This is a genomic window from Caulobacter sp. FV1ye6ST (genome assembly GCF_058681225.1).
Map to the genome: position 1 here is coordinate 3,507,643 of NZ_CM178733.1, position 15,084 is coordinate 3,522,726.

The window sequence follows — 15,084 nt, forward strand, 5'->3', positions numbered from 1 at the left end:
CCCCACGCGGTGCTACTGCGCCACCGCCAGCGTCTCGATGCGGATCGCGACGTTGTCGCCGATCGCGCCCGCGCCGCCGGCGCTGCCGAAGGCCTTCCGGCTGATCGAGCCCGTGATGGTGAAGCCGGCCATCTTCTTCGGACCCATCGGCCCCGTGCCGATCTTGTTCAGCTTGACGTCCAGGGTGACCGGTTGAGTCACGCCCATGATCGTCATGTCGCCGGTGACCTTGGCCGTGTCGGCGCCGGTCTTGACGACCTTGGTCGACTTGAAGGTCATGTCCGGGCTCTTGGCGGCGTTCAGCCAGCGCTCGCCCTTGATGTGCTCGTCACGGGTCGGATTGGCGGTCAGCAGGCTGTCTACGGACACCGTGGCCTCGACCCGCGACTTCTCGGGGGCGGCCTCGTCCAGCCAGATCGTGCCTTCGGACTTGGCGAAGATGCCCAGGATCGAGGTGAAGCCGAAACGGTCGATCGAGAAGCTGGTCTCGGTGTGGGCCGTGTCGAGCTTATAGGCGACCTCGGCGGCGAAGGTGGGGGCGGCGGCGGCCGTCAGGGCGGCGCCGGCGATCACGGCGGCGAGCAGGCGTTTCATGGGCGTTTTCCCTCGCGTCCCCAGGCGGGACCTGGGGCGGACCTTTCCGCGCGCGGCCTCGCCACGCAAGCCACAAACGAAAAGCCCCCGGCCTTGGGAGGGCCGAGGGCTTCGTGGGATTTAGTGGGTAGACCGTAGATTAGTTCTTGGCCTGGTCGACCAGCTTGTTCTTGGCGATCCAGGGCATCATGTCGCGCAGAGATACAGCAAATTCAAGGGTTTAAAACGCAGCATTCTCCCGCTGTGTAGCCACGTTGTGTAGCACGTGATACCGCCGAGCTCAAACACTGACGCCTAGTCACGATCCGGCGTGGCACTAGATAGGTAAGTCGAGTTGGTCATGCTCCACTTCCGCCGGGCCTTGATTGTAAAAGCGGTCCAAGGAGCTTCGCATCGCCTTTATGACATAGGACGCTCCGGAGTTATCGGGATCGAAAAAGGGGTTCTTCGCCCTGCTCTCCGCAAGAAGCTTTTCCAGGTATTCGACGAGAACCTCAGCACCCTGCGCCTTGTGCCGCGCCCCAACAGGCCGCTGACTTTCAACGTTCATGAAGCTAGCTAGCCTATCGGCGGTCGTTCGGTTAGCAATAGGAGTATCAGGTATAACGCCATAGATGTATTCAATCCGAGAACATAATACCCGCAGATGCATAAACCCCGACGCCAACACCTTTACACTTTGGTCTCGGCCCACAGCCCTGAAGTTAAAGTTATCAGCAATGATCAATTCTCTAGCCAGTAGATGGTTGATGGCGGCGTGAACATCCTCTTGATCATAGCCGAGCTTAGCGACCGCATCACATATCGATCGTACAGTGAAGTAACCCTCAAGGCCAAGCCCACCCCGACGCTTTCGATGTATGGTGAGAAAGTATAGCACCTCCACCAGAAGAAAGTTATCTGGGGCAAGCCAATCATTTGAATAGTATAAGATATTGGATATAAATCCCGTCTCGTTCTCTTCACTGAAGAATTTATAATCAGTTCGCATCAGAATGTTGATGACAACATGCTCGGGTATCTTGAATTCACCAGCGCCGCGCGCAGTTGACGTGATTGCTTCGGGCGTTAGATGACCCGAGGTGACTAAGCTCTGAAACATTTCCAGAGCACTACGCACGTCACGCCCTGACAAAGCCTCAAGCAACCGAGCGACATTCGTACGGCGACCAAACAAAGCGCTGTATAAAGATGTGAGAAAATTCCCTAACTCGCCCCTCGGTATCTTAACGCGCGCGCCATTTCCGAGAACATATTCAGTACTTTCCTCAGCGTTCTCAGCGAGATACTCTATCGCTAACTCGAGACGCCTCTTAACAACGTCAACAAAGCGTGGTGGCGTGATGTGGAACGCCATACCCGCACGGAATGTGTCAAGTGGAGGCCTGTTCTTATAGCGCTCGTAAGTCTCGTCCCTCATCTGAAGGATCACAAACGCCTTAGTTCGGTGCATAAACCACAACGAAAGCTGGAAAGCGTCGAGTTGGTTTTCTAACTCCAGCTTATCGACGTTGTCCATGACAACAATAAGAGACCTCTGGGTACCACCAACGACGTACTCGGCAATCCCTTCGGCGAATAAAACCCAATCATCTTGCCACTTGTCGAGGTCATCGGCGCGAGCCTTCAGCTCTTCCGCCTGTGATATGGCGGCTAATTCTTCGTAGTGCGCGCGGCGCTGCTGTATTTTCTTCGAGAAGATGCCTCGTCGAGTGTTCCGGTCATAGATGTCGATCTCCGGGTTCTCGTTCTGGAAGCTCTTTACGAACTCCTCGCATAGCCAAGCCTCAGCCCCCTTGAGGGACGGGCCGGACGTATTGAAGTTGATGAAGGCCCAGCGGTTATTGGCCTTGAGATCGGCTGGCTCCAGAACATCACGGTAGCGACGAGCGAACAGCGACTTACCAGCGCCTACACCGCCCTGAATTATCTGAAGTTGCCCCGATCGAGGTCCCCCGCCGGAATGATTGCGCAACCGGTTGGTCAAAAGCGGCTCGTCGCTGCGCCCAGGGTTAAGAGGCTGGACTGGCGTATCCCGCCTCGGGGAAGCTCGATCTTTAAGAAGCGCCTCCAATACGCGATCGTATTCCGTCCGCTCAGCAGTCGAGACGTAAGCTCGCTGCGTAATTTCGGCTACATCCTCCTCGCCAACAGAGGAGAAGTATCTTCGTAAGACGGGGGAGAGCTGCGCAGCGAAAGAGTTGAGCGGCGTCTTCGCAGCAAGTAGCGCTTGGCCACCCGCGAGGTTGAAGGGACGCAAACCGCGCTCTATCTTCAGTGCCGAATAAATCTTATCAGCGTGATCCCGCAAGGCCTCACGACCGACTAGACTTCTTAGTTCCTGGATAGCAGCTGTTCCGGGGCTCAGATCGCGACACAATAGTCGCAGCACCGGTTCGTCCTGATCCCAAACCCCGGCAAGTACCTCCACGCCGTTGGTTGCAAGAACGAACCTGCAGGGGTTACGTCCCGTCGGATAAAGCGCGTTCAAGTGCCGCGCGTATAGCATTGCTTCGCGGTATCCGACTTCGGGCGCTACGTCGGTATCCTTCACTTCCACTGTGACCAGCGGATAGCCCTGCGCCCACACAGAGAAGTCCGGGTAATACCCCCCCGACTTCCCCGCGCGCTTATCTATGATTGTGGGGGCAAGATAATCCTTTGGGCGAACCCAAGCCTCATCAACGCCCAACAATCCTGCTTGCGTCAGAAGCGGATAGGCGAACTTAAGCTCTACCTCCGCCTCGTTGATGTACGCCCGACTGGGCTCCCTTGGCATCGCTAAGACGCTCCCCTATCGCGCACTCAGTCACCCTATGACGATTGCTCTGGTTTGTCGCGATGGGTGGGCCATTAGCCCTCGCCCGATATATCAAGCCTTACCTCCGACAGCGCCGCGACAGACCGCCGAGTGCATGCGATCGTTTGCCATGGGGAACTGTGCGAAACGCACGGACAGCGCCGCGCTTTCACACGTAAGCCTTACCCATTTTGATGGGAAATAGCTTCTCGCGCCGAAGGTCTTCACGCTACATACGCCCAGTGGGGAGAAGTGCATGGCCGAAGAAGATCGCATAAAAGTTGTTGCCGAAGCAGACACCTTTCATCGCATCGCCAGGGCCCGCCCCCTCAACGCAATCGCAGAGCTCGTCTGGAACAGCCTGGATGCCGAAGCGAGTGAGGTGACCGTCTATCTTCATGAGGGCCATCTTGGGCTGCAATCGATTGTGGTCGAGGACGACGGCGGCGGCGCGACGCCGGACGAAGCAAGAGAGTTCTTCAAGCGGCTCGGAGGTTCATGGAAGAAACCTGGCGCCCGCACGCGCGAACGCGGTCGGCTCCTTCACGGAAGCCAGGGCCAAGGCCGCTACAAAGCCCTATCGCTGGGACAGTCGGTGATATGGACGTTCTTCTATGCCCAAGGCATGGACATCTACGAGTTCACGATGTCCATCTCTCAATCAAACCCAAACGAAGTCATCCCGTCGTCACCCGCCAAGTCGAAGCGGGATAAAACCGGCTGCATCGTCACAGTAACAGATTTAGTCAAACAGTTCCAAAACCTTGATACAGACGAGGCCGTCATCGAGATGACGGAAACCTATGCTGTCTACCTTTTAGACTATCCCAATGCAAAGGTTGTGTACTGTGGGCGCAACCTAGACCCAACCGACGCGATATCGAGCGAGCTTACGCTCGACCTCCCTGCAATCAAGGACGCAAACGGCGAAGCCCTAGAAGATAACTTCCTGCGCGTAATGGAGTGGAAGCACCTCAATCGACGCAGCCTGTATATCTGCGATCGACGAGGGTTCGCGCTACAGCAGGTGCCGACCAAGTTTCAGATCAAACGCCATTCCTTCTCGGCATACCTGAACTCACCGTATCTGGAGGACTTGGAGAAGGAAGACCGTCTCGACCTAGCTGAACTTGACCCCATCGGTGCCTCAATCATCGCCTCCGCGAAAGAGCAACTGAAGTCTCACTACGAGACTGAGGAAAAGAAGGTAGCAGCACGTATCATTGAGGAGTGGAAGACTTCCAACATCTACCCCTACAAGGCCCCTCCAGCAAACAGTGTTGAAGAGGCTGAGCGGCAGGTCTTTGAGATCGTCGCGGTAAAATTACAGACAGCCAGCACCGAACTCGCCAACGCACCTGTGGTAGCCAAGAAGCTTCAACTTGAGCTTCTTCGACACGCTGTCGAAACAGGTCCCAATCAGCTCCGTGAATTGCTTTCGCGTGTAATCGAGCTACCCCAAAGAGAGCAAGATGATTTGGCGAAGCTGCTAGAAGAAACTAGCCTCTCGTCAGTTATTGAGGCCGCAAAGGTAGTGACCGACAGACTAAAGTTTCTACGCGGGCTATATCAGATCGTCTATGAGTACGAAGAAAAGGGCCGGATCAAGGAAAGAACTCAACTCCACCGCATCCTTGCGGCAAACCCGTGGATTTTCGGTGAGGAATTTGTCGTTTCTACTGACGACCAAGACCTTACTGCCGTCTTGAAAGCTCACAAGAAGTTTCTCGATGATGACATCGTCATCGACGACCATGTGAAGCACGTCAGCCAAAAGAAGGGCATCGTTGACCTGATGCTGTCTCGACTACTTAGACGCCATAGAGAGGACGAAGTTGAGCACCTTGTTATAGAACTAAAGCGTCCAGGCGTGTCTGTAGATGACGATGAGATAAGTCAGATCAAGAAGTACGCCGCGTCAATCGAGCAAGACGGACGCTTTGCAAGCCGCGCTGGTGTTGTGTGGCGCTACTGGGTGATATCTGACAAACTTGGCAAGATGGGGAAGTTTGAGGTAGAGCAAGACCCAAAGGGTCGAGGCCTCATACGGGATACACCGAAGTCCAAAATCTACGTCAAAACCTGGGATCAACTGATTGAGGAGAACAAAGCCCGATATCAGTTTATCCAAGAGAAATTGAATTATACCGCGCAAGATGCGAAGGCCATGAGCTTTCTCCGAGAGGAGTATGCTGCGCTTCTAGATGGCGTCAGCGTAAAGGCTGACGTTGAGGCAGCGGAGTAATCCCCTCACACCGCGACTTGAAATCGGTGCCGGACCGCGCGAACGCAACTGCGACCAATCCAGGCAGGAGCCTCCCCCGCCACCCCATCCAACGCGCAAGCGGATGACGCAGTGAGACTGGCATTGCCCCTCGACTACACGATGCCTGGGCAGCGCTCCATGGCGCACTGACGACGCGACACGTCACGAAATCGACCGTTTCCGTTACACACCGACAGGCCGTCACGAAATCTAGCTTGACCCGCCTTTCGTAACAGCCTTAGTTTCGTGACGCCATTTCGGGACAGGATGAAGTTATGGGTCGAACGTTCGCGTACTGCCGGGTCAGCACAGCCGACCAGACGACAGACAACCAAGTCCACGAGATCGAGGCGGCTGGGTTCGCTGTCGCTACTCACCGCATCATTGCCGAGACGGTCTCGGGATCGGTGGCCGCGTCGGACAGGAAGGGCTTTGCTGACCTCATGCGGAAGTTGGAGGAAGGTGACGTGCTTGTCGTCACCAAGCTCGACCGCTTAGGGCGAAACGCCATTGATGTCCGGATGACGGTCGAATACCTCGACAAGCTGGGTGTGCGGGTCCACTGCCTCGCTCTGGGCGGCGTTGACCTGACTAGCGCTGCGGGGAAGATGACGATGGGTGTGCTCAACGCCGTCGCCGAGTTCGAACGCGACCTGCTCATCGAACGGACCCAGGCCGGGCTCAAGCGAGCTAAGGCCGAGGGCAAGACGCTGGGAAGGCCGACGCGGCTGTCTTCGGACGTCGAGCGGTCCATCATGGAACAACGCGCCGGTGGCGTTGGCGTCCGAGCCCTAGCCCGCCTGCACAACGTCAGCCCCACCACAATCCAGCGGGTTGAAAGGCGGGCGCAGGCGGGCGCTTCTCGGTAACGTCGCGGCGTCATTTGACGACCTCAGTCTGACGCGAGAACGCGACCAGCGCAGGGCGGCCAGGAGGGGCGAAATCCAGCGCCCGCCCCTCCGCATCAAACCGACTGCTTTCGCCGCCTGACAGCCAACTAGTCAGCGCTGTCGTCGCCGGTCGCCAACGCCGTCGCCGCCAATGCCGCCTTGCGCGCCTCAGAAAGCCGTCGCCGCCCTCCGGCCGCGCTGGTTTGCATATCTGAGTACGGGATGCCCGCGAGGCGGTAGGTTTCCGGCAAGCCGCCAAACGTCTTCTTCAGATAGTCAACCGATGGCAAGCTTCGCTCGGCATTGATCAGCTTGGCGCTGACATAGCCGTGCCGCTGGTAGCAGTGCCTCAAGGCCTCGATGATCTGATCTGGCGATTGCTCGACCGTATTGACCCGGTTCCAGATAGCCTTGGTCGGCACAAACCCCACGCGTCTGTACGCCTCCTCCAGGCTGCCGAAGTGGTTCTGGTAGGTCTTGGGGTGCGCTAAGTTGGACGCAGCCTTGATCATTCGCCCATTGAGATGGCCTTGCTTCTCATAGAGCTTGCTCAGATCACCCAGCAGCTTGCGATCGCTTATGAGGCCAGCCTTCCCTTGGCGTGGCGTCTGACGAGCCACCCTGACCACCTCGGGGTCTACTACAGGCGGGAAGACCTGCACGACGATCCATTTGTCGGCGTCATTTCGGCTCCATTGCCCCCCTAGCTTCCGCGATGTCCTGTTGTACGTGTACCGGCCGAGAACCAGGTCGTTGTGGAGGATGCAGGCAACCTTGCCATGGGTCCAAGGCCTCCCTCGGCCTGCGGGCACGCCCTTCTCGTTCAGGATTTCCGCGATACGGCGATGAGACTTACCGGAGATGTAGAGCCGGTAGATGCGGTTGACGATCGCGATCTCATGCTTGGGTCCGGGGATAGGTACAGACCGATCTAGCCGAGACCCCTTACGTTCGCCGGGTTCAATCACCCCCTTTGGTGCGCCGTGCTCGTCTACAATCAGGCGTCGGAAGCCATAGGGGAGCGCACCACCTTGAACGTACCCTGACGTAGCATAGTTGACGTGCGCCTGGGTGACCTTGACTGATAGCTCCCGGCTGTACTCGCCAGCCATGACGCGCTTGAGCTGTTTGATGAGGCTGGAAGCGATGCTGCCGTCCTGCTCGAACGGCTCATTGACGTAGTGGACCGAGACACCGGCCGATCGGCACAGCCACTCGTAGTGACTGCCCTGATCGACATCCTGAAAGCGGCCCCAGCGGCTGACATCCAGCACAAGGATCGCCTCGAAGCCCGCGTTACCGGAAACGGCGTCGGCCAGGAGCTGTTTGAGGCCATCGCGCCCGGTTAGCGTCAGGCCACTCTTACCCTCATCAATGTAAGTCCTAGTGACCTCGTAGCCGTGCTCGGCGGCATAGCGTGCGATCGCGGCCCGCTGATTGTCGGGAGAGTACCGCTGGTGTTCGGTTGACATGCGTAGGTACTGCACAGCGGCGCGGACGTATTGAGCGGCGCGGACCGGCGGCGTCTTTGGGTCTAAGTGCATGGCAGTTCTCCGTTCTGGATGTGACGGAGAGAGAGCAGGTACGCCCTGCTGGGAATTGGAACGGCGCTGGACGTCACATTTCTCGCAAACCCATCGTTGAACGACTAGTTTGCGATCAACACTATGTGAGTACAGCGGAGCATGGCAGACAATCCACCGCTCACGCCAGTGACGTTAGTCCATAGCAGCAGAGAGAACCTTCTGTTTTGGTACATTCACGCTACACGGAACATTTTGGTACATTCTCGCTATCGGAACGCTCCACCCTCATTCCACGACATGAAGTGGCAGACTATCGGTACGCTTACCATGACAAGGCCGGTGCATCTGTTTGTTGGAGTACCCAGTAGTACACCTGAGTGCCCCCGGATTGAGTGAAAGAGATCGATCCTAGAGAACGACAGATGGTTGAGCTAGGTGAGCCAACCTGCAGGCAAGCATGAATGAGATGGGTAGTGATAAGAGGCACCCCGGAGTACACCTGAGTACTACTATAGATACTACCAGCAATGACCGGTGAAGACGGGAATGGATTGGCATCCATTGTGAGGAGCATCTATCTCCAATCCCGCTGATTGACGGAAAACTCCTGGGTACTCCAACCGCACCTCATATCTGCCTTAGGCGTATGACTTCATGAAGTCCTCGGCACCTAGCGCAAGATTGTGGCCAATCAGGTGTTCCAGCAAACTGCCAGCAGCTTCAGCTCTCTCCCGCTGCCCCAGCTTGAGCGCAATCTGACGCTCCTGGATGAGCTCAGCTGTAATCACATGGCGTGGGTACTTCGCCATCGCTGCCATACCTGCCTCAAGCTCCCTGACTGCTCGCGCCTGCTGATCCCGAGGTAAGCTATCGATGCCGCCGCCAGCGCCAGCGGGCATGTTGCGGCGCGTTCTTTCCATGACGACCATCCAGCCGATCATCTTCGTCAGGTGTCGGACGAGCCCAAAGCGTTTGAAGAAGTTCACAGCAGCCCCCTAATCCTCGCCACAGTGCCGAATGGTACCTCGATCTGGTGGTACCTCGATCACTCATGAAGCGATCTACCGGCCGTGGCAAGGGTCGTGGACACACCGGAAGAGAGGCAAACGCTCACAAAGTTGGGCGACGCCATCCGGCTGCGCCGCAATCATCTGGGCATGTCGCAGGAGACCCTCGCCGACGCCGCGAAGGTCAGCCGGACACACATGGGCGAAGTCGAGCGCGGCAAGCGCAACATCAGCTTCACCGCTGTTGTGCGGATCGCGAGCGCGGTTGAGCTGTCACCGTCAGAGTTGGTGAAGGCTGCTGGGCTCTAGCTCCGCCCTCACTCAACGACCTTTCCACGACCCAACAACGCGAGCACGCTCTCGCTAGCGAAATGCGGGCGGCGGTTTGGGTAAGGTGAAGCCGTCGACCCGGTACGCCTTCATACCCTGCACCAACGGGAATAGCGGGAACGACATCCCGCCATATGCGGAAGCCGCATCACCGGGGTCATGGCCAGTAAGGGCGTCGTTTACGTCCTTGGGGATTTGGCATTGGCGCATGTGGTGCTTGAAAGTGTGCCTGAAGCTGTGGAATGTCATCCGGTCGTCGGTAACACCGCACTTCTTTCTCAGATAGCGACCGAACCACCGCCCCCAATTGCCGGATTGCTTAGTCTCATTTGAGCCCATCGACAGCTTGTCGAACAGCAGTGCGCTACCAGCTTGATCCCGCGCGTACTGCACGAACCCGAGACGTTCTAGATCGGGGTGAACGGGAATACGCCGCTCACTACCGTCTGTCTTCACGCGCTTGCCCTTGGCAGCGTCTTGCTCGATCCGGATTACCCAGGTCTGATGGCGCTCACCCGCTGCATCTGTGTAGCCCTCTTGCCGCACGTCTTCGGGGTGGAGTTGGCACAGCTCGTTGATCCGCGCTCCGGTGTAGAGCGCCAGGAGAGGAAGCCAGTAGACCGCCTCCCCCGCCCCGCCGTCAGGCCGTTCGTCGGCGGTGTAGATGGGGCTGCCGAAGATCGCCCCGAGTGCAGCCGTATCGAACTCACGTCGCTTTTCCCTCGGCCTGCGCGCATCCTTCAACTGGGTGCCCCTGGCCGGGTTGTTCTCGATGTAGCCGCGCTTCACCGCCATCCCGAACAAGGCGCTGAGAAGTGAAAGCGTGGTGTTAGTCGTTGGGATGCTTACGCCTTCCGGCGACACCGCTCCCGGCTCGCGCATCTTGTCGGAGAAGACCGTCACATCCCTACGGCTTACAGCCTTGATCCGCTTGTCACCAACGATGTCGACAAACCGGCCTACCGAGCGCTGCATCTCCTTCACCGTGGAAGGCGCACGCTGCTGCGCTTTCAGCCATCTCGTGTGCAGCTCTGTAACGGTCGGGTTGTCCTCGATTGCTGAGGCAGACAGAGCAGCCTCGATCGGGATCGCCAGCGCGCCGTCACCCGTCAGAAACGCATGGATGCCGTTCCTGATGCCCTCATGAGCAGCGAGGCTCCATGTCGGGGTCTGGTCGCCGTTGAGGAAGGCCTGATGGACCTCAAGCTGTCCACGCCAATACTCGTTGAACTTATCGAGCGCGCCTTCAGACGCAGCCTTGTCGCGCTGGATGCGCAGCGCGGCGACGACACCGAGAGCCTTCTGATGGGCGTCAAGCTTGGCGTCGGTGTTCGGATCGATGGCGAGTTGCTTGCCAGCAAACTCCTGATCGAGAGCAGCCCAAACCAACGGAAGCAGCTTCTTTGCTTCCCTGTAGTCAGAGGTACCCAGAGCGCGGGTTACCTCGGCACTCCCCCAGGCCTCAACAAACTCAGCGGGGACGCGACGGCGTAGAAACCACCGCGAGCCCCGCTGCTTAAGTCCGGTCAGCATCTCTTTCTCCGACGTGCGCTGTGTAGCAGTCACGCGGGACATGCAGACCTTCTAACCCTCTGAGTTACCTAGTTTCCTAGCGTTTTCAGCTTAGTTCTTGGCCTGGTCAACCAGCTTGTTCTTGGCGATCCAGGGCATCATGTCGCGCAGGCGGCCGCCGACTTCCTCGATCTGGTGCTCGGCCGCGCGACGGCGGGTGGCCTTGAACGAGGGCTGGCCCACGGCGTTTTCCAGCATGAAGTCGCGGACGAACTTGCCCGACTGGATGTCTTCCAGCACGCGCTTCATCTCGGCCTTGGTTTCCGGCGTGATGATGCGCGGACCGGTGACGTACTCGCCGTACTCGGCCGTGTTGCTGATCGAGTAGTTCATGTTGGCGATGCCGCCTTCGTACATGAGGTCGACGATCAGCTTCAGCTCGTGCAGGCACTCGAAATAAGCCATTTCCGGCGCGTAGCCGGCTTCCACCAGCACTTCGAAGCCGGCGCGGACCAGCTCGACCGTGCCGCCGCACAGGACGGCCTGTTCGCCGAACAGGTCGGTCTCGCACTCTTCGCGGAAGTTGGTCTCGATGATGCCCGAGCGACCGCCGCCGATGGCGCTGGCATAGGCCAGGCCCAGGTCGTGGGCGTTGCCGGTGGCGTTGTGGTGCACCGCGATCAGGCACGGCACGCCGCCGCCCTTCTGGTACTCGCCGCGCACGGTGTGACCCGGGCCCTTCGGCGCGACCATCAGGACGTCGATGGTGTCCTTCGGCTCGATCAGGCCGAAGTGGACGTTCAGGCCGTGGGCGAACAGCAGGGCCGCGCCGTCACGGATGTTGGGGGCGATCTCGTTCTTGTAGATCGCGGCCTGATGCTCGTCCGGAGCCAGGATCATGATCAGGTCGGCCCAGGCGGCGGCCTCGGCGACGGTCATGACCTTCAGGCCTTCGCCTTCGGCCTTCTTGGCGGTCGGCGAACCGGCGCGCAGGGCGACCGCTACGTTCTTGATGCCCGAGTCCCGAAGGTTAAGCGCGTGGGCATGACCTTGCGAACCATAGCCTACGATCGCGATCTTCTTATCCAAGATGCGGGCGAGGTCGGCGTCGCGATCATAATAGACGCGCATGTTTTATCTCCAAGGACTGGTCAATTTGGCCGCTTCGCGCAACGGCGTAGCGACAAAGGCCGGGCGTTTGAGCGTTTTTTTGCCGTTTCGTCAAGGTGAAGCCGACAGAACGCCGAAATGCGACACCCCTGCGGCCCCGTTTTAGACGCACACGCCGCGGATCGCCATGACGAGACCCAAAAAGGACGGCCACGATCCGCCAAATGAACCTCGCCCTGAGCATTCAGGCGCGAGGTTCACGCGGGGTCTACCAGAAGAGGTCGTAGTAGACGCTCAGGACCTGGCCGCTCCAGACGTCGACCAGGAGGGCGTCGTCGCCGACCCGGACCCACTCGCAGCCGATCGGCGGCAACGGCAGGCCGTAGGAGCCCCAGTTCAGGTAGTACGAGCTGCCGTACCAGCCGCCCGGCAGGTAGTCGCCGAACGACCAGCTGCGCGCGTACCAGCCGCTCGGATAGCGGTAGGCCGGCGCCCTGTAGCGCTGCGACGAGCGGTAGCTAGGGCGGTAGTAGCTACGGTCGTACTGGCTCCGGCCGCGGTCACGATCACGGTACTGGCCCTGACCCGGACGGCGGTCGTTCCGGTCCCAGCCGCCACGGTTGCTGTCCCAGCGATTGTTGTCGTTTCGGTCCCAGTTGCCCGGACGATTGCCGTCGCCGCGGTTGTCGTTCCGGTCGGGGCGGCCGCCGCGATTGTCGTCGCCACGATTCCAGCCGCCCCGATTATCGTTGCCACCCCGGTTCCAGCCCGAGCCGCCGTTGTTCTGAGGCGCCTGGGCCTGCGGTTGAGGTTGTGGCTGTTGTTGCGGCTGGGTCTGAGGCCTCTCCCCACGAGTCCAGCCGCCGCGATCACCACGGTCGCCACGGTTCCAGCCGCCGCCGTTGTTCTGCCGCGGCTCAGCCTGGGATTGCGGCTGAGCCTGGGGCTGGGGTTGCGGGCGATCACCGCCGCGGTTCCAGCCGCCGCCGCCCCCCCCGGCTTGGCCACGGTCAACACCGCCGCGGTCGCCGCGATCACCCCTGGGGCCGCCGTCGCCGCGATCGCGCTGGGCGAACTGCTGCTGAGCCACCACCCCGGCGGCGGCTCCGGCCTGTGCCGTCGCGCCCCCCAGCAGCGAAAGCGCCAGGGCGGTCGTGATCAGACGTTTCATTTCTTGCTCCGAAGGGCCTTGAAGCGCGGCCCGGGCTTGTCCCTTGATAGCAGTGTCGGACTCGCCCGATGAACCGTGCTTGAACGAAGAACGCGTGAGGGCCTCGATGAGCGCGCACTACAACGACATCGTCGCCTTCTGGCGCGGCGCCGGACCCAAGAAGTGGTTCAAGAAGGACCCCGCCTTCGACAGCGCCATCGCCCTGAAGTTCGAGCAGACCCACTATCGCGCCTCGATGCGCCGCTATGACAAGTGGACCGAGACGCCTTTGGGCTCGCTGGCCTTGCTGATCCTGCTCGATCAGTTCCCGCGCAACATGTACCGCAACACCCCGCACGCTTTCGCCACCGACCCGCTGGCCCGGATGTTCGCCCACGAGGCCATCGCCGCCGGCCACGACACGGATCCGGCCATCGACGCGGACCTGCGCCCGTTCTTCTACCTGCCGTTCGAGCACTCCGAGTCGCTGGTCGACCAGGAGCTCAGCGTCCAGCTGTTCGCCGCTCTCCAGGCCGACACCGGCGATGAGGAGTCGATGAAGTTCGCGATCATCCATCGCGACATCATCGCCCGCTTTGGTCGCTTCCCCCACCGCAACGCCGGCCTTGGTCGCAAGACCACCGAGGCCGAGCAGGAGTTTCTCGACGAAGGCGGTTTCGCCGGTTAACCGCCTCTCAATCTTGGCGCGACCGTCCCTCGCCTGTAGGGTGACGTCTCAAGTTCGGGGACCGACCGGGGAACACCACGTATGAAAGCCTTCCGTAGCGCGCTGGCCGTAGGTCTGGCGCTGACCACCCTGACACCTGTCACGGTCTTCGCCCAGGCCAAGGCCAGCAAGGGCCAGACCATGCAGACGCAGGCCTCGGCCGAGGTTCCGCACTGCGCCCGCAAGCTGGGCACGCTGTCGATCGTCGACGGCGACGATTCCAGCGGCTGGACCCAGTATAACCTCGCCTCGCCGCAGAAGGTGCTGCGCGCCATCGTCCAGCGTTCGGGCTGCTTCAACCTGGTCGACCGGGGCGCGGGCCTCGGAGCGGCCGAGAAGGAACGCGCGATCGGCGGCAATCTTGGCCTGCAGCGCGGCTCCAATGTCGGCCAGGGCCAGGTCAAGGCGGCCGACTATGTGCTGGTCGCCGAGGTCCAGGGCAGCAACAGCAATGTCGGCGGCGGCGCGGTGGCCGGCGCCATCGGCGGCCTGATCGGCGGTCGCGTCGGCGGCCTGGTCGGCGGCATCAAGACCAAGAAGCTGGAAGCCAACACCGTTCTGTCGCTGACCAATGTCCGCACCACCGAGACCATGTCGGTGTCGGAAGGCTACGCGGTGAAGAATGACATCGGCTGGGGCGCGGGCGGCGGCTACGGCTTCGCCGGCGCGGTGGGCGGCGGCTACGAGGACACCGACATCGGTCGCATCGTCACCCTGTCGTTCATCAACGCCTATTCGAAGATGATCGGCGACCTGGGCTTGCTGTCGCAGGCCGGTCCGGCCGCGGCGGCGGCTCCGTCGAAGACTTTCGTGGCCACCCGCGTCACCAACCTGCGCGCCACCCCGCTGGCCGCCGGCAAGCTGATCCGCGCCCTCCCCGCCGGCGCCATCGTCTATCCGACGGGCAAGAAGCAGGACCTGTGGTGGGAAGTCGCCGACGAGAACGACAATGGCGGCTGGGTGCTGAACACCGCGCTCGAGCCGGGGAAGTAGGGCTGAATCGAAAGGGGTCTCTCCTCCCCCGTCTGGGGGAGGTGGATCGCTGCGAATACGCAGCGAGACGGAGGGGGTCAGCACTGGAATGCAGAGCAAGACCCCCTCCACCGCCGTTCGGCGGTCCCCCTCCCCGAACGGGGGAGGATAGTTGGCGCCGCCTGTGGACGCTTCCGCGC

Annotated in this window: 12 protein-coding genes; 5 read left to right on the forward strand and 7 right to left on the reverse strand. The window is 60.2% G+C overall.

The annotated features are described in order from the left end of the window. Positions 1 to 12: 12 nt before the first annotated feature. Positions 13 to 594: a YceI family protein gene (locus tag ACW175_RS16980; RefSeq protein ID WP_492101186.1), complete on the reverse strand. Its 582-nt coding sequence runs from the start codon at positions 592 to 594 to the stop codon at positions 13 to 15. 316 nt (positions 595 to 910) lie between these two features. Continuing rightward, positions 911 to 3,373: a hypothetical protein gene (locus ACW175_RS16985; protein ID WP_492101187.1), complete on the reverse strand. Its 2,463-nt coding sequence runs from the start codon at positions 3,371 to 3,373 to the stop codon at positions 911 to 913. Positions 3,374 to 3,650: 277 nt separating this feature from the next. Between ACW175_RS16985 and ACW175_RS16990 the strand changes: the two genes are divergently transcribed. Both ACW175_RS16990 and ACW175_RS16995 read left to right on the forward strand, forming a co-directional pair. Beyond that, positions 3,651 to 5,639 (forward strand): ATP-binding protein, encoded by a 1,989-nt coding sequence (locus tag ACW175_RS16990; protein ID WP_492101188.1) that lies wholly within the window; start codon positions 3,651 to 3,653, stop codon positions 5,637 to 5,639. Between the two features lie 296 nt (positions 5,640 to 5,935). Further along, on the forward strand, positions 5,936 to 6,529 hold the full coding sequence (locus tag ACW175_RS16995) for a recombinase family protein (RefSeq protein WP_492101189.1): 594 nt from the start codon (positions 5,936 to 5,938) through the stop codon (positions 6,527 to 6,529). 128 nt (positions 6,530 to 6,657) lie between these two features. Here ACW175_RS16995 and ACW175_RS17000 read toward each other — a convergent pair whose 3' ends face one another. Continuing rightward, entirely contained in the window at positions 6,658 to 8,094 is a 1,437-nt protein-coding gene (locus ACW175_RS17000) for a recombinase family protein (RefSeq protein ID WP_492101190.1), read from the reverse strand. Positions 8,095 to 8,714: 620 nt separating this feature from the next. After that, complete coding sequence (locus ACW175_RS17005; RefSeq protein ID WP_492101191.1) at positions 8,715 to 9,062, reverse strand: hypothetical protein; 348 nt, start codon at positions 9,060 to 9,062, stop codon at positions 8,715 to 8,717. Between the two features lie 132 nt (positions 9,063 to 9,194). Here ACW175_RS17005 and ACW175_RS17010 point away from each other — a divergent pair, with 132 nt between their 5' ends. Then, positions 9,195 to 9,392, forward strand: a complete 198-nt coding sequence (locus tag ACW175_RS17010) for a helix-turn-helix transcriptional regulator (protein ID WP_492101192.1) — start codon at positions 9,195 to 9,197, stop codon at positions 9,390 to 9,392. 54 nt (positions 9,393 to 9,446) lie between these two features. Here the strand turns inward: ACW175_RS17010 and ACW175_RS17015 are convergent, their stop codons facing one another. The 3 genes from ACW175_RS17015 to ACW175_RS17025 form a co-directional block, all read right to left on the reverse strand. Then, a complete protein-coding gene (locus ACW175_RS17015; protein ID WP_492101193.1) occupies positions 9,447 to 10,988 on the reverse strand; it encodes a DUF6538 domain-containing protein in 1,542 nt (513 codons plus the stop codon). 48 nt (positions 10,989 to 11,036) lie between these two features. Further along, entirely contained in the window at positions 11,037 to 12,056 is a 1,020-nt protein-coding gene (gene ilvC, locus ACW175_RS17020) for a ketol-acid reductoisomerase (RefSeq protein WP_099579924.1), read from the reverse strand. A 247-nt stretch (positions 12,057 to 12,303) separates the two neighbouring features. Further along, the gene (locus ACW175_RS17025; protein ID WP_492101194.1) at positions 12,304 to 13,206 is read right to left on the reverse strand and encodes an RcnB family protein; all 903 of its coding nucleotides are present in this window, start codon (positions 13,204 to 13,206) and stop codon (positions 12,304 to 12,306) included. Positions 13,207 to 13,312: 106 nt separating this feature from the next. Between ACW175_RS17025 and ACW175_RS17030 the strand changes: the two genes are divergently transcribed. Further along, positions 13,313 to 13,873: a DUF924 family protein gene (locus ACW175_RS17030; RefSeq protein ID WP_492104984.1), complete on the forward strand. Its 561-nt coding sequence runs from the start codon at positions 13,313 to 13,315 to the stop codon at positions 13,871 to 13,873. Positions 13,874 to 13,954: 81 nt separating this feature from the next. Beyond that, positions 13,955 to 14,905, forward strand: coding sequence for a CsgG/HfaB family protein (locus tag ACW175_RS17035; protein WP_492101195.1), 951 nt, complete (start codon positions 13,955 to 13,957; stop codon positions 14,903 to 14,905). The last annotated feature ends 179 nt before the right edge of the window (positions 14,906 to 15,084 follow it).

What these genes read in the sequence shown, in the direction of transcription:
- ACW175_RS16980 (WP_492101186.1), bottom strand. Translation starts at nt 594, where the DNA reads ATGAAACGCCTGCTCGCCGCCGTGATCGCCGGCGCCGCCCTGACGGCC.
- ACW175_RS16985 (WP_492101187.1), bottom strand. Translation starts at nt 3,373, where the DNA reads ATGCCAAGGGAGCCCAGTCGGGCGTACATCAACGAGGCGGAGGTAGAG.
- ACW175_RS16990 (WP_492101188.1), top strand. Translation starts at nt 3,651, where the DNA reads ATGGCCGAAGAAGATCGCATAAAAGTTGTTGCCGAAGCAGACACCTTT.
- ACW175_RS16995 (WP_492101189.1), top strand. Translation starts at nt 5,936, where the DNA reads ATGGGTCGAACGTTCGCGTACTGCCGGGTCAGCACAGCCGACCAGACG.
- ACW175_RS17000 (WP_492101190.1), bottom strand. Translation starts at nt 8,094, where the DNA reads ATGCACTTAGACCCAAAGACGCCGCCGGTCCGCGCCGCTCAATACGTC.
- ACW175_RS17015 (WP_492101193.1), bottom strand. Translation starts at nt 10,988, where the DNA reads ATGTCCCGCGTGACTGCTACACAGCGCACGTCGGAGAAAGAGATGCTG.
- ilvC (WP_099579924.1), bottom strand. Translation starts at nt 12,056, where the DNA reads ATGCGCGTCTATTATGATCGCGACGCCGACCTCGCCCGCATCTTGGAT.
- ACW175_RS17025 (WP_492101194.1), bottom strand. Translation starts at nt 13,206, where the DNA reads ATGAAACGTCTGATCACGACCGCCCTGGCGCTTTCGCTGCTGGGGGGC.
- ACW175_RS17030 (WP_492104984.1), top strand. Translation starts at nt 13,313, where the DNA reads ATGAGCGCGCACTACAACGACATCGTCGCCTTCTGGCGCGGCGCCGGA.
- ACW175_RS17035 (WP_492101195.1), top strand. Translation starts at nt 13,955, where the DNA reads ATGAAAGCCTTCCGTAGCGCGCTGGCCGTAGGTCTGGCGCTGACCACC.